The 14,262-nt window shown below is 45.2% G+C and carries 13 protein-coding genes; 1 reads left to right on the top strand and 12 read right to left on the bottom strand.

The window, feature by feature from the left end; translation table 11 throughout:
* Nucleotides 1-23: 23 nt before the first annotated feature.
* The 4 genes from KJS52_RS24025 to KJS52_RS24010 all read right to left on the bottom strand — a co-directional run bounded on the left by KJS52_RS24025 (nt 24) and on the right by KJS52_RS24010 (nt 2,416).
* Nucleotides 24-827, bottom strand: coding sequence for an alpha/beta fold hydrolase (locus KJS52_RS24025; RefSeq protein ID WP_213519833.1), 804 nt, complete (start codon nt 825-827; stop codon nt 24-26).
* A gap of 217 nt (nt 828-1,044) precedes the next feature.
* Nucleotides 1,045-1,464 carry a type II toxin-antitoxin system HicB family antitoxin gene (locus tag KJS52_RS24020; protein WP_213519832.1) on the bottom strand — a complete coding sequence of 140 codons (420 nt, stop codon included), beginning with the start codon at nt 1,462-1,464 and terminating at the stop codon, nt 1,045-1,047.
* 214 nt (nt 1,465-1,678) lie between these two features.
* Entirely contained in the window at nt 1,679-1,870 is a 192-nt protein-coding gene (locus tag KJS52_RS24015) for a type II toxin-antitoxin system HicA family toxin (protein ID WP_213519831.1), read from the bottom strand.
* A 150-nt stretch (nt 1,871-2,020) separates the two neighbouring features.
* The gene (locus KJS52_RS24010) at nt 2,021-2,416 is read right to left on the bottom strand and encodes a MerR family transcriptional regulator (protein ID WP_306433595.1); all 396 of its coding nucleotides are present in this window, start codon (nt 2,414-2,416) and stop codon (nt 2,021-2,023) included.
* Between the two features lie 219 nt (nt 2,417-2,635).
* Here KJS52_RS24010 and KJS52_RS24005 point away from each other — a divergent pair, with 219 nt between their 5' ends.
* Complete coding sequence (locus tag KJS52_RS24005; protein WP_213519830.1) at nt 2,636-3,391, top strand: SDR family NAD(P)-dependent oxidoreductase; 756 nt, start codon at nt 2,636-2,638, stop codon at nt 3,389-3,391.
* Between the two features lie 122 nt (nt 3,392-3,513).
* Here the strand turns inward: KJS52_RS24005 and glmS are convergent, their stop codons facing one another.
* The 8 genes from glmS to KJS52_RS23965 all read right to left on the bottom strand — a co-directional run bounded on the left by glmS (nt 3,514) and on the right by KJS52_RS23965 (nt 14,182).
* Complete coding sequence (gene glmS / locus KJS52_RS24000; protein WP_213519938.1) at nt 3,514-5,349, bottom strand: glutamine--fructose-6-phosphate transaminase (isomerizing); 1,836 nt, start codon at nt 5,347-5,349, stop codon at nt 3,514-3,516.
* Between the two features lie 584 nt (nt 5,350-5,933).
* Nucleotides 5,934-7,274, bottom strand: coding sequence for a phosphoglucosamine mutase (gene glmM / locus KJS52_RS23995; RefSeq protein ID WP_213519829.1), 1,341 nt, complete (start codon nt 7,272-7,274; stop codon nt 5,934-5,936).
* A 102-nt stretch (nt 7,275-7,376) separates the two neighbouring features.
* Nucleotides 7,377-8,897 (bottom strand): CdaR family protein, encoded by a 1,521-nt coding sequence (locus KJS52_RS23990; RefSeq protein ID WP_213519828.1) that lies wholly within the window; start codon nt 8,895-8,897, stop codon nt 7,377-7,379.
* Nucleotides 8,890-9,723, bottom strand: coding sequence for a diadenylate cyclase CdaA (gene cdaA, locus KJS52_RS23985; RefSeq protein ID WP_213519827.1), 834 nt, complete (start codon nt 9,721-9,723; stop codon nt 8,890-8,892). The genes KJS52_RS23990 and cdaA overlap by 8 nt, the downstream gene beginning before the upstream one ends.
* Nucleotides 9,724-9,859: 136 nt before the next feature.
* Entirely contained in the window at nt 9,860-10,555 is a 696-nt protein-coding gene (locus tag KJS52_RS23980; protein WP_246563905.1) for a zf-HC2 domain-containing protein, read from the bottom strand.
* A gap of 69 nt (nt 10,556-10,624) precedes the next feature.
* Complete coding sequence (gene sigW, locus KJS52_RS23975; RefSeq protein ID WP_213519826.1) at nt 10,625-11,191, bottom strand: RNA polymerase sigma factor SigW; 567 nt, start codon at nt 11,189-11,191, stop codon at nt 10,625-10,627.
* 120 nt (nt 11,192-11,311) lie between these two features.
* Nucleotides 11,312-12,424, bottom strand: a complete 1,113-nt coding sequence (locus KJS52_RS23970) for a S1C family serine protease (RefSeq protein WP_246563904.1) — start codon at nt 12,422-12,424, stop codon at nt 11,312-11,314.
* A gap of 165 nt (nt 12,425-12,589) precedes the next feature.
* Complete coding sequence (locus tag KJS52_RS23965) at nt 12,590-14,182, bottom strand: AraC family transcriptional regulator (protein ID WP_213519824.1); 1,593 nt, start codon at nt 14,180-14,182, stop codon at nt 12,590-12,592.
* Nucleotides 14,183-14,262: the final 80 nt, after the last annotated feature.

Here is a 14,262-nt window from a genome sequence, read left to right as displayed (position 1 = left end):
TATTACCTCACTTTTTTACTTATCTATTGTGCATTCAAAAACTCCCTAAAAACAGCATTAAACTGTAAAGGATTATCCTGATTAGCACAATGACTTGCATTAGGTATTTCAACCAACCTACAATCTAGTTCACTAGATGCCCACGAAGAAGCAATTTTTTTAATATTCCCTGTTTGATCATGTTCTCCATAAACAAGCAAGATCGGTTTATTAATTTTATATCCTTCTTCGTAATGTAAACAAGCTGCAGTTGCTAAAAACACTTTAATAAAATCCTTTTTCCCTATCTGATTAAATACTTTCTTTAAATAGTCTTGTACATGCGGTTTTAACGCACTGGCTTTCACACTTGCACTAATCAGGAAGCTCCATGGATACATCCGAATGATAAATGGGGTTAAATTTAAATAAAACCTCTCTAAACCAGTCAATTTCATCGTATTACAAGTACAATCAATCAATACAAGTTTCTCTACTTTATGTGGGTGATAAAATGCCATCTCTTGTGCTGTATTACCGCCCATTGATTGACCAACAAACGTCGCCTTTTCTATACCTTCTTTATTCATTATCTCTATTAAATCTTCCATCAATAATTTTATGCTGAACTTATCACTCATTGGTCTTGATAAACCATGACCTCTCGCATCCCAAAGCAAGAGATTAAACTCCTTATCTACTATTGGTAATTGTTCATTAAACATCTTGTGATCAGCACCAGCACCATGTAAAAATATTAACCATGGATTTTTCCCGTTATCTGAAACCCAATAATGGATATTACAACCATCTCTAGTCATTACTTTTTCTAATAATTCATTATTCATAAAGATTACCTCACTTTATGATTTATTTTGTACTTTACAAGGTCATATTATCATTTTCATTAATTTTAGTAAATACTAAAATTAATGAATTTAATCGGGATATAGCATTTAATGAATACGGAAGACAAACAGCAGCTAATAACTAGGAAATATTCGGATAATCCATAATACAAAAGCCCCCTACCATAATGGTGCGGGGCTTTTGTTTAATTCTAGATTATTTAGGATCGTTTACTCCTAAGTAGGATTTTAGCCCTTCCTGGAGTACTCGAGAAAAATTGACGTTATTTTCAACAGCTAGATCATCAAGCCATTTTGGAATGGTAAGAGTCTTTTTCACTGCCTTCTGTTGCATTTCATCGCGGAAAGGAGGCATCCAAGCTTCAATTAAAACAATCACTTGATTCTTTTCTACTTTCAAATCCATAACCCGAGAAGGAGCAGGAATCGGTTCATTATCTACCTCCATCCCATATAAGTGTAACGCCATACATTCACGTGCCATTCGCAAGGCTTCTTCCTCATTATCTCCACAAGTAATTGCGCCAGGTAAGTCAGGAAACTCTACAGAAATCCCTTCATCGGAATAGTCAAAAATGGCCGGATATACATAGCGATCTTTTTGGTTAATATTCATAGTTCACCTCATTATAAATCTTAAAGTTATCTAGCTTAAATATAAGGGATAAATTTCAGTCTACGCATTAGTATGCATCAAGCTCTTAGAAAATGATTAAGTAAAATTGGGCATAATCACATCTTGGATGAATTAAATTTAAATCATTATTATTAATCCATAGTTTAAGTAAAATTCTAATAAATATATATGTTTAATCCGTAGCAAGGAAGGGCTATTTTAGCCCTGCCTGCTTTAGGATACTGTTTACTGTTCCTGTTGGTAAGTCTTTGTTAGGATGAGGAATTGTCACTCGTCCTTTTTTAGTTGGATGCTTGTATTGTCGGTGACTTCCAACTGTATGTACTAGTTCCCAACCATCCTGCTCAATGATTTTTATAAGTGCTTTAGATGATAGTCCTTTCACTCATTGCTTCCCTCCTTTTAAATATATTATAACACGTATATTAATACGTGCCAATATGATAACGTATACAAGCACGTTTATTTAATTTTTGAGTTTTATTATTTAATTGAAAATACAAGTCGCTAATTAGCGACTTGTATTTGGGCATAATCATATTTTGATGTTAGTTCGTTCAATCTGAGACTCTAACACATCATATAGAGCAAGTTTATAGTTTATTTTATCCAAGTTAAAATATAGCTCCCTTATGCTATTCTCAATATCTTTTTTATGATGGAGCATCATCATTTTTCGTTCCGAAATCGTCGAATCCCCTTCTTTATACAAGTATACATACTTCTGAATTTGAGCAATCGGCATTCCTGTTGCTCTAAGCGCGGTAACGAAGTGAATCCAGCTTAAATCATCTTCGTCATATAACCGCTTCCCATTTTCATCTCTCTTTACATGTGGAAGCAACCCCTCTTTTTCATAATATCGAAGTGTGGGAGCCGCTATTCCTGTCAATTCAGTAACTTTTCTTATAGTCAACATAAATAAGCTCATCGCCTCCTATTAAAGTACACTTTAATCGATTTTTTTTGTCATATCTAATTATAAATCCAAATTTACGTCGAGAAAGCATAGAAAACTAGGATGAATTCAAATATTCCACTGTTTCATTATACTCTTTAATTTCAACAAAAAAACTGTTGACTTAAAGTGAACTTTATAATCTATGATAACAATGTAATTAAAAATGAGCTCTGGAAGGATGAATTTACAATGAAGAGTATTTCAATCGTCACTGGTGGTAGCCGTGGACTTGGTCGCAATACTGCCATCAGTATTGCGCGGCATGGCGGTGATGTCATCTTGACCTATCGCAGCCAAGCAAAAGAAGCAAAGTCTGTTGTTGCTGAGATCGAATCTCTGGGTCGTAAAGCAGTGGCATTACAACTTGATGTTGGAAATATTGCCAGCTTTGCGGCTTTTGTTGAGACAGTTCGTTCGACACTGCGCTCTACTTGGGATAGTGCCACCTTTAATCATTTGGTGAATAATGCCGGCCACGGAGAAATGATAAACTTTACCGAAACTACAGAAGCGCAGTTCGACAGCCTGTTTAATGTGCATGTCAAAGGCGTATTTTTCTTGACTCAAGCCCTTCTGCCGCTTCTTGCTGATGGTGGTCGTATTGTGAACTTCTCATCGGGACTCACTCGCGTCTCTTTTCCGGGATTCTCCGCCTATTCTGCAGCAAAGGGCGCGGTCGAGATTTTAACCATCTATATGGCCAAAGAACTTGGTCACCGAGGTATTACCGCTAATACCATTGCACCTGGAGCAATCGAAACTGATTTTCTAGGAGGTTCTGTGCGCGACGTACCTGCTTACAATGACACATTTGCCTCAATGACTGCCCTTGGTCGAGTCGGCGTACCCGAGGACATTGGTCCTGCAGTCGCCAACCTGCTTGGACCCGACAATCGCTGGGTTAATGCGCAGAGAATCGAGGTCTCGGGTGGTCAGAACATCTGATTGAAAAAAGCATTTAACAATGATTGTTTCGTATGTAAAGCATATGAGTTGTCATTTTGCCTTCACCTCTCATCCAAAATAAACAGGGCTGCCCGAAGGCAGCCCCGAATGGAATCATGATGTTATTCAACCGTAACACTTTTCGCAAGGTTGCGCGGTTTATCCACGTCGTGGCCTAGCGCAAGCGATGCGTAGTAGCTGATCAATTGCAGTGGCACAACCGACAGAGCTGGTGTTAGCACTGGCAATGTTTTCGGGATCGAGAACACTTCATCGACTGATTTAGCTACCTCGGCCTCAAAGCCTTGGTTCGTTACAGCTAGCACATGAGCGCCGCGTGCTTTCACTTCTTTAATATTGCTTAGCGTTTTCTCATACAGATCCTCTTGAGAAATTAGCGCAATAACCGGAATGCCGTCTTCAATCAGCGCCAATGTTCCATGCTTCAACTCACCTGCTGCATAGGCTTCAGAGTGAATGTAGGAGATTTCCTTCAACTTCAAGGAACCCTCTTGTGCAACTGCGTAGTCCACTCCGCGTCCGATGAAGAACAAGCTTTGGTGATGGGACATTGATTCTGCTACTTGCTTCAATACTGCAGCTTGCTCCAGAATCGATTCAACTTGCTCTGGGAGAGCAGTTAGAGCATGAATGATTTCAGTCATTTGCTCTGTCGTTTGTGTACCGCGTACACGTGCAAGGTGAAGACCTAGCAAGTAGAATGCAATAAGCTGTGAAGAGTAAGCTTTCGTTGAAGCAACGGCAATTTCAGGTCCTGCCCAGGTAACAAGTACATCATTCGCTTCGCGAGCTACTGAGCTGCCGACAACGTTTGTTACAGCGAGTACGCGAGCGCCGTTGCGCTGTGCCTCGCGCATTGCCGCCAATGTGTCAGCTGTTTCGCCGGATTGGCTCACCACGATCACCAGCGTATCTGGCGTAATGATCGGAGAGCGGTAGCGATATTCAGATGCTACATCCGTTTCAACTGGAATGCGCGCCAATGATTCGATTACTGTTTTGCCGACAAGTCCAGCATGGTATGCTGTTCCGCATGCTACGATATGAATTTTGGAGATCGACTTTACATAGTCGTCGCTCATTTCAATTTCTTTGCTCAAATTAACCGATTGGCCATCCTCAGCAATACGGCCAAGCATCGTTTCGCGATATGCCTTCGGCTGCTCGTAAATTTCCTTCAGCATGAAGTGGTCAAAGCCGGCTTTCTCTGCTGTTACCAAATCCCAATCGATATGCACCATATTTTTGGAGATGCTTTCGCCGCTCAAGTTAAACAGCTCCACGCCATCAGTTGTCAATACAGCCATATCGCCGTCATCCAAAATGTAAACATTGCGTGTATATTCCAAAATCGCAGGAATGTCAGAGCCGATAAAGTTTTCGCCTTCACCAACACCGATAATAAGCGGACTCGCATAGCGTACAGCTACCAGCTTATTCGGTTCATGTGAAGTTAGTACGCCTAATGCATAAGCGCCTCTCATGCGCTTGGTTGCACGCTGTACTGCTTCAACAATATCGCCTTTATATTCATCCGCGATCAAATGAGAAACAACTTCTGTATCTGTCTCCGATACGAATACATGACCCTTCGCGATCAACTCTTCTTTAAGATCCAAATAATTTTCGATAATACCGTTATGAACGACCGAAAATTGATGCGAATTGTCTGTATGCGGGTGCGAATTGACATCAGACGGCTTGCCATGTGTCGCCCAGCGTGTATGCCCGATTCCAGCATTGCCCTGCAAAGGCGCTCCATCTAGTCTTTCCTCAAGATTGGCAATCCGACCCTTTGCTTTTTTCACTTCCAGTCCTTGCTGGGTAAAAACAGCAATGCCCGCTGAATCGTATCCGCGATACTCCAGCTTCTTCAAGCCTGACAATAAAATTTCTTGCGTATTTCCGTTACCAATATATCCTACAATACCACACATAATATTATCCTCCGTATTGTGCCCCGCTCTCATCCAGCTTATGAGCAGCATGTCTCAGCCAATAAGCTTTTCAAGCCTGGACTCGCTTCATACAGAGATCATGTAGGTGATTGTTCGTGAAATGGGCGTGTTGAAACCAGCCCCCATCCAGCAACCACCTACTCTCCCTAGTAAGCAGCAGCTAGATTTGAACGACCACATTCTATTTTTAGTTAAAATTAACATTCATTAGCAGACAGCTAGCTGTTTGTTCAATCAGTCGCCCAATTGGTTTGCAGTCTAGCTTACGGTTGTCTGGATTACCGAAAGGTCCCCGCCGAATAATTCGAACACCTTTACCTCGTCAGCTTAACATTAACGCTGCAAGCGATGCTTGCCCGTTCTCCGCTCGTTAAGCTCTGGCGCTTATATTGCTTTACAACCTCTATCCTCGCTTTCCTTCTTGAATCATAATACTAATCATATTCATTTTCAGGTCTGAACGCAACTTAAATATGAAAATTTTAATGAAAATGTCTGGAAAGCAACAGAGCAGCCCGTCCCGATCAGCTTCAGGCTGCCCTGTTGCAAAATCAAGACATGCCTTAGCCTAACTGCTGCTTAACGACAGCAGCAATACGATCGACGTATGCTTCAACAAGCTCCTTCTCAGGTCCTTCCGCCATAACGCGAATTAAGGATTCAGTACCAGACGGGCGGACTAGCACGCGACCGTTGTCGCCAAGCTCAGCTTCCACCTCAGCCACTGCCTGCTGGATCGCTTGATTGCCTTGATACAGACTCTTGTCTGCTACGCGCACATTAACCAGCTTTTGCGGGAATTTGCGCATAATCGTTTTCAACTCAGACAGATTTTTGCCTGCTTGCTTCACCGTATCAACAAGCTGCAACGCTGTTAATATACCGTCGCCGGTCGTAATATAATCGAGGAAAATAACATGCCCGGACTGCTCACCGCCCAAATTATAGCCGCCACGGCGCATTTCCTCCATCACATAACGGTCGCCAACAGCGGTTTGAGCGGTTTTCAGACCAAGCTGCTCCGCACCTTTAAAAAAGCCAATATTAGCCATAACCGTTGTGACCACTGTGTCATGCTTCAGCTTGCCTTCCCGCTTCAAACGGTCGCCAATAATGCACAGGATAAAGTCGCCATCGACCTCTTCGCCGAGCTCGTCAATCGCAATCAAGCGGTCAGCATCACCGTCAAAGGACAAGCCCAGATCCGCACCATGCGCCAGCACCTGCTCGCGCAAATATTGCGGATGAGTTGAGCCTACGCCATCGTTAATGTTTTTGCCATCTGGCTCTGCGCCAACTGTAATAATTTCGGCGCCAAGCTCTCTGAAAATTTGCGGAGCCAGCTCATAGGCCGAGCCGTGCGCGCAATCAAGCACGATTTTCAAGCCGCTAAATTCGCTCTTCACCGTTGTTTTTAAGTACTCCACATATTTTTGTGCCAGCTCGCGACCGTCTACGCGCGAGCCAACATCGCCGCCAATTGGGCGAGGCAGCTCGTCAACCTCAGCATCAATTAGCGCTTCAATTTCAAGCTCTGTTTCATCGGACAGCTTGAAGCCGTCGCCTGCAAAAAACTTGATGCCATTATCCTGTACCGGATTATGGGACGCCGAAATCATAACGCCTGCATCCGCCTTCAATTCCTTCGTTAGATAGGCTACTGCCGGTGTCGATACGACGCCAACACGAATAACATCTGCTCCAATAGACAGCAAGCCTGACGTTAAAGCCGCTTCCAGCATTTGACCTGAAATGCGCGTGTCACGGCCAATAACCACTTTAGGCTTGGCTGCAGTGCGCGTCAGCACATAGCCTCCACAACGCCCGATTTTATATGCTAATTCCGGTGTAAGCTCTGTATTAGCTACGCCGCGTACACCATCTGTTCCGAAGTATTTCCCCATTGCTGATCTCCCTTTTTCATAACGATATTTGCTATAGTTTTAATAATAACGTATTCAAATCCTTGCTTTTCGTTGCTAATTGCTAGCAAGCAATAACTATTTTTAAGCTGCGGAACTATTCTGGCCTTCTTCGCCACCTGTATCTTCTTCGCTGTTGCCAGCGTCATTGTCTGATGGAGAGGAATCCGGATCCTCTTGCGATGAATTGTTAGAGCCATTATCGCTTGAACCGGAATTGCCATTCCCTGACGAGGAATCGCCTCCTCCACCAGATGAGCTATTCGTTCCGCCGCTCCCATTGCCGGAGGGCTGATTGCCGCCGTTGCCCGAGCCGTCCGTACCTCCATCATCTGGAGGGGTTATCGTATCAACGTCCTGCTCGGCCCGACTCAGCTTTACATTAACCGTGAGTGAATAGCCCTCACTCTCTTCAACCTGCAAGTAGGCAGGAAGCTCTGCATCAAGCGTAAGCTCATGCGTCCCTTCCTGCAAACCTGTTACATCGAGGGACAGCTTAACATCCGACAGCTTCAGCTTTTGCAACAGGCTGGACGCTCCCTTGACGATCACGTCGATTCGACCATTGCTGGAATCATTGATGTTGACCTTCATGTTGTCAGCAAGTCCTGTTATCGTGACAGGAACGTTACTCATCGTTCGCCTCTCCGTAGCCTCTATCACAACGTCGACTGGTATTTCCGCAGGCGTAACGGCCGCTATGCCGTCGGACAGCTCCGCCTTCACCATAACCTCGCCAGACGCCTTTACCTTGGACAAATCGAGGATAAAGCCGTCAAATATGGCGATTTGCTCTAGCTGCTCGCTGCGCGCGTTAACGCTCACCTTTTCAACGTCAGTGCCAATTGACACCAGGCTGAATCCGTCCGGCAATGTTCCAGTGTACCTGAGCTGAATCGGCACCTCTTTGGACGGCAATGTAATTTGAGTCTCGGCAGTTAGCGTATCCGGCACAATCGTGACGTTCTCCATCGGATTGCCTTGCGTATCGTAGGCAATAACCTTCGCCTTCTTATTCGTCACCGTGGAATCCGCTCCTGTAACGTCAACGGTTACGGCAAGCTTGTCTAATCTTGCATAGTCATCCTTAGGCATCGTAACCTCAACCACATTGCCGGTATCGCCAACAATGGACGACTCGCCAATCAGATAGCCCTCTGCAGGCTGTCCTTCCGTGATGACCTGTACCTCGCGTGTCTGTGTTTCCAGCTCCTCAATTTGAACTGTTACTTTGCGCGGCGATAGCTCCACCTCTTTAATGCCTGAAGGAAGCTCTACGGTTAGTGGCAGCTCCTGAATGCCCGGCTCAACATTTTTCAGATCAAGCTTCACAATGTAATCATCATTGGTCGCCTTATACAAGCTGGATATTCTGCCTTCAACGACTAGCCTTGCTACTGTAGGCTCCATTGCTGTTAGTACATATTTGTCCGTATCCAGTCCTTCCGGAACAATAGCGGCGGCCTCGATTACCTTTGTATCTGTATTAGACGTTGCCGACTGCGGTGAGGTTTCAGGATCGATATGTACAACAGCCCAAATTAATACCGCGATTAAAACAGCTAAAATTTTCAAGGAGGTAGGATGATTCAATAGCTTATCCATGCTTTTCCTCCTTTTTGCGTTTAAACCAGTTAAATTCTTTTTTGTTGGACTCCTTATCAGGCGATAGCTCCTCATGCAGCTTGGAAATTAACGACTCTTCATTAATATCACGCACAATGAGGCCGTTCATCGACAGTGAAATTTGCCCCGTCTCCTCGGACACAATGAGCGAAATTGCATCACTCACCTCGCTCACGCCGATCGCCGCACGATGCCGCGTGCCAAGCTCTTTACTAATAAATGGATTTTCCGAGAGCGGCAAATAACAGCCTGCCGCCATAAGTTGATTGCCGCGAATAATAACCGCTCCATCATGCAGCGGCGAATTTGGCGTAAAAATATTAATGAGCAGTTCGGAGGAAATTTTTGATTCCAGGGCGATCCCCGACTCAATCATTTCCGTCACGCCTGTTTTACGCTCAAATACAATTAGCGCACCAACCTTGCGTTTGGACATGAAGCGTACTGCGCGAATAATTTCATCGATTTGCTCGCTTAGTCCAGTTCCTTCAAATGATGAGCTTCGCGAAAACAGCTTGCCTCGTCCCAGCTGCTCCAGGACGCGCCGAAGCTCTGGCTGAAATATAATCAATACGGTTACTATACCAAAAGTAAACATTTGATTCATTAGCCATTTTAAGGTATACAAGTCAAACCATGTGCTGATTGCCCATGTAGCAACGAGCACCAATATTCCCTTCAACAGCTGGACAGCACGTGTGCCGCGAACAAGCTCCATCATTTTATATATAATGAAGGCTACGATCCCTACATCAATTATATCTTTAATCCAGTCCTGCCATGTGGAATCTGTGAAATAATTCATTATTCAACCCCCAACTGCCTATAAGACTCAAGCTGAAGAACAAAAAGCCTATGTAAGCTTTCGCTGTAGCCGGAGCGATCTCCTTTACCGTCAGCAAAATAAAAACTCCCCTGTCAATAAAGGGGAGCTTTGTCGATTACTGTGGAATCACTTCGGAAAATGATGAGGTTACCTTGTACCAGAACCAGTCCAAGGCTTGATCGATGACCTTGCTTTGACCAGCGATATGTCCAGTCGAGGCTAGTACCATCTGACCATCAATTACGGTAACATTTCCGCTAACAGCACCCTTCACCTCAACTATACCATTTTCTACAACCAAATCGCCAGTCAGCTCGACGCCTTCTGGCACAATTACAGTATTTCCGTTAATGACAATATGCTGCAAATCATCCTGCGATCCCGATATAATCAGCTTGGCATCATGATCCCATGAAGCAAAGAAGCTGAATACCATTACAACAAGAAATACAGCCGCAGCCGTTAAGCCTGGGTAACGGTACAACCAGCGCACAAATCTCGCCTTGGAGGGCGCATGCCTATGCTTTGGCAAATTTGCCATAATGGAATGCTTCAACTGGTTGACATCAGCCTCGCTGCGCCCGGTATTTACGATTGAGGATTGCAAGGCAAAGCGGGACAATGCGTCCGTACGTTCTAATTGCTCATATGTTTTCATACAGCCTTCGCACTGCTGCAAATGCGTTTGAAGCTGTTCAAATTGTTTACTATCTAGCTCACCGTCTAGGTATTGATGAATAAATTCAATCGCAACCTTACAATTCATAGCAGCCAGCCCTCTTTCCGTCTTATGGTCATGCTTTTTAGCCATACAATAGAGATACGTAATATTCTTAAATATGTTTCAAAAGAATATTACCTAATTATTGGAACCTGCAACCTACAGGCGATGCTCCAGCTTTTTCCTCAGAAATTCGCGTCCGCGGTGCACCCTTGTCTTGATCGTCGTCACGGGCATATCCAATATATCTCCTACTTCTTGCAGCGAAAGCTCATGAATATAACGTAAAATCATAACCGTTTTATATTTGGGCGGCAATGTATCAATTGCCTGATGAATAATGCGCTGAGTTTCCGACAACAGCAGCTCTGACTCTGGCGTACGATCGTCGCTCGGAATCATGGAGTAGCCGTCAAGGCCCTCATATTCTGTCGATTCGGCATCCAATGAATAGATAGGCTTACGCTTGCGAAGTCGATCAATGCACAGGTTGGTCGCAATACGATAAATCCAGGTAGAAAATTTCATCGAATCATTGTAGCGCTCCAAATTGTTGAAAACGCGCAAAAATGTTTCCTGCACCACATCCTCCGCCTCCTGCCGATTGTTCAGCATGCGGTAGGCCATATGGTACAGCTTTTCCTGATATAGCTCAACAAGCTCGGCAAATGCCGCTTGATCGCCCTTTAATGCCAGCTTAACGAGCTGACTCTCCAATAAATTCACTCCACAATTCCTCCAAACGTCTCTTGGGTACGTCTGATCATCATTATTATATATTATCCTAAAATTCAAAAAGATTCGAGTCTTGGAGACTCGAATCTGAAGAAAAATTTATAGAAAATTTCATGTATTGCTAATGCTACCCAGTGCAGAAGTAACACTGTTAAGATATTGCACTATAATATTAGAAGGAATCGCAAAGCCGATACCCTGCGCCTCGGCGCTGACTGCTGTATTCATACCGATCACTTGTCCCGCTTCATTCAGCAAAGGACCGCCGGAATTGCCCGGATTAATCGAGGCGTCGGTTTGCAGCATATGCTCATAGACCTGTTCTTGACCACTCTCATTTTGAATCGTAATCGGACGCTCCTTGGCGCTAACGACGCCAAGCGTTAGCGTATAGTCGTAGCCGTACGGATTGCCGATGGCCATCACCCAGTCGCCGATCACAAGCTGATCAGAGTCGGCGAATGACAAGGCTGTCAGCTCGGCACCAGATGGAACCTCAACCTTCAACAGCGCAATATCAAGCTCAGCACTGCTGCTGACCACGGTTGCCGTAAGCGGCTCATCCAGGCCTTCCACAGATACTTTAATTTTTTTCGCGCCTGAGACTACATGCTCATTGGTAACGATGTAGCCTGACTTGTCGATAATAAAGCCCGTACCTGTTCCGCTAAGCTGCAGATTTGCATCATCGCTTTGTGACTGGTCCGCCTCAGATCCGCTGTCTACTCCTCCATCTCCGTAGCCATTGCCTTGCTCATAATATTGTCCGCCCCTTCCTTGGCCGCCTCCCGCTTGCGGACTCATTCCGAAAAATTGCCACATGCCAGGATCGTCAAACATACTAGACATTTGCGGCTCCGTATAATTCTCGATTTTTACGACAGCAGGCGAGGCGGATGTGTAGACATCGGAGGGAGAAAGCGCTGCTGTCGATTGAGATACAGTAGTTAAGCCTGCCCCGACGTAGCTGCTGCCAGAGCTATTGCTGCCAATCTGGCTCGTTCCCCCTCCTGTAAACAGATTCAAGCGATCTGCCGCGAAGCTTAGGCCGCCGATTACGATCGCGCCTGCGAGAAAAGCCGACATAAATGGCATAAAGGATCTTTTCTTTTTCTCTTTAAGCGGAGGCAGCTTTTCAAGCTCGCGGTAATAAGCTTCGAACTTCTCCTCGCCTTCCGGTTGCTGTGGCATCATATTATTATTCATTTCAGTATAGTTACTCATCATAATCTGCTCCCTTCATTCGTTGCTGCTCTTTAACGTTAACTGAGCAACTTGATACTCTTATCATGAAGGTCGCACCTTAAAGCAATCTTAAGGCAGTTATAAAGCTACATAAAACTTATCTCTATTAGAGAAAGCTCATCAACGAATACGATGAAGCCCTTCTCATTGCTGTGACAGCAGCCTTTGACCGATCTCGCCCAGCAGCTTTTCCACTATAATCGGAGTGTAATGCATAAGAGATTCCGCGACGATATATGCCCTTCCCTGCTTGACCGCCTCAAGCTCGCGCCAGTAACTGCTTTGCATCAGTCGCTCTGTCTGCTGCACGTCTTGCGGATCGGACGGCTGGACGATAAAGATTCGGTCCCCGGCAAATTGCCCGATCTGCTTAGGCTGGATCGCAATCCATTTTACTCCTGTAGTCTGCCTCAGCAGGTCCTTCAGGGCAGCTGGCTGCTTAAAGCCCAAGCTGTAATAGAGCACATGCCCTGCATGGTGATCGGTATATACGTATAGCTGACCGCTATGTACGATAAATGCAGCTGCGGTCTCGCCATCGCCAATTTGCTCGCGCAAGCGATGCCTCCAGCTCTGTGCCAAATGCTCATAGGACTGTATCCATGCCTCGCCCTCCTTGGCCCGGCCCAGCACTGCCCCAAGCTTGCGCAAGCGTGTATACATATCATCCTCCCAGTCAATCGTTAAGCATGGAGCCGCATGCAGCAAATGGCCAAGTCGGACAAGCGGCATATAGCTTGGATAAATGATTAAAGTCGGAGCCAGCTGCATAATCTGCTCGCTTGTTGCAGAATAATCAATCCTCACAACGTCTTGATCATCCTCGTCAAGCACGTCAAGCATATGCAAGTTCGTCGCTACTGGACGCACACCAAGCGTAATCAGCTCCGCAGCATATTGCAAACAGACGATTCGAGGCGGATCTGCGGGCGAGGCACGATACTCAGTGGGTGAGTGTCCAGTTGCTTGTCTGAACCTGCGACTAAAGTAAAACTCGTCACGGAAGCCGGCCTGCTGGGCAACCTCCCGAATAGCTAAAGCGGACTGCAGCTGCTGCTTGGATAGCTGAATGCGCAGAGCTGTCAAATAATCAATCGGCGTTTTGCCCGTAAGCTTTTTAAATTCTGCACCGAACTTCCAGTGCGGCAAGCCAAGCTGCTTCGCCAGCGCAGAGAACGATATCGCTTGATGATAATTTCGACTCATATAAACGATTGCTGCCTCGACTGCCTCATGTAGCTCATTACGCCCCTCATCCTGCAACTCGCTCCCCTGCACCACCTGCCAATACAGCTGTTGGAATAGCTGCTGCGCTTCGGCAGCGTGGAACGAATTGCTGCGGTTGATTAAGCTTGCAATATGGTCAATATGCTTCAAAACATCTTGTCTAAGCGATAAGGATGCATTGTAGAAATCATGCGGCGGTCTAGCTGCTCGATTCCAATTTTTAAACAAGAGACAAGTCAGTGTATTTTCTCCACCGAGGTAGAAGAGCGGTGTGCGGGAAGGAACGATCATGCAGTAGCCCTGCTCATGCCGTCGGTTCTTTTCTGTTGGAAGCAATACTCCTTCATCGCCCGCCAGAGCATAGCATACATACAGCTCTTCTTCGGATGAATTAGCTGGCATCAGGCTTGCGTCAAGCAGCTCTTTTAAATTGAGAGGCATATAGCTGCTAGGCAACGGTAAGCTGATTAAGGCCGTTAAGGCCATTACAGGCGTTTCTGGAACGCTCATATATTGAAAACGGCGCGGCAAATGACAAAAGCCCCTTTCTACGATACAAAATTAATCCAAGTCCGCTCTAAAAACCTCCA

The organism is Paenibacillus montaniterrae (genome assembly GCF_018403185.1).
In the GTDB taxonomy this organism is placed as follows: Bacteria; Bacillota; Bacilli; order Paenibacillales; family Paenibacillaceae; genus Pristimantibacillus; species Pristimantibacillus montaniterrae.
Note: the sequence above shows the minus strand (reverse complement) of the source record. Positions and strands in the feature narration are given on the sequence as shown.

Bases quoted from the DNA above. Each gene is read 5' to 3' on its own strand.
- KJS52_RS23965 (WP_213519824.1), bottom strand. From the start codon at position 14,182: ATGAGCGTTCCAGAAACGCCTGTAATGGCCTTAACGGCCTTAATCAGC.
- KJS52_RS24010 (WP_306433595.1), bottom strand. From the start codon at position 2,416: ATGAGCTTATTTATGTTGACTATAAGAAAAGTTACTGAATTGACAGGA.
- KJS52_RS23990 (WP_213519828.1), bottom strand. From the start codon at position 8,897: ATGGATAAGCTATTGAATCATCCTACCTCCTTGAAAATTTTAGCTGTT.
- cdaA (WP_213519827.1), bottom strand. From the start codon at position 9,723: ATGAATTATTTCACAGATTCCACATGGCAGGACTGGATTAAAGATATA.
- KJS52_RS23980 (WP_246563905.1), bottom strand. From the start codon at position 10,555: ATGGCTAAAAAGCATGACCATAAGACGGAAAGAGGGCTGGCTGCTATG.
- KJS52_RS24020 (WP_213519832.1), bottom strand. From the start codon at position 1,464: ATGAATATTAACCAAAAAGATCGCTATGTATATCCGGCCATTTTTGAC.
- KJS52_RS23970 (WP_246563904.1), bottom strand. From the start codon at position 12,424: ATGAGTAACTATACTGAAATGAATAATAATATGATGCCACAGCAACCG.
- KJS52_RS24005 (WP_213519830.1), top strand. From the start codon at position 2,636: ATGAAGAGTATTTCAATCGTCACTGGTGGTAGCCGTGGACTTGGTCGC.
- KJS52_RS24025 (WP_213519833.1), bottom strand. From the start codon at position 827: ATGAATAATGAATTATTAGAAAAAGTAATGACTAGAGATGGTTGTAAT.
- glmM (WP_213519829.1), bottom strand. From the start codon at position 7,274: ATGGGGAAATACTTCGGAACAGATGGTGTACGCGGCGTAGCTAATACA.
- glmS (WP_213519938.1), bottom strand. From the start codon at position 5,349: ATGTGTGGTATTGTAGGATATATTGGTAACGGAAATACGCAAGAAATT.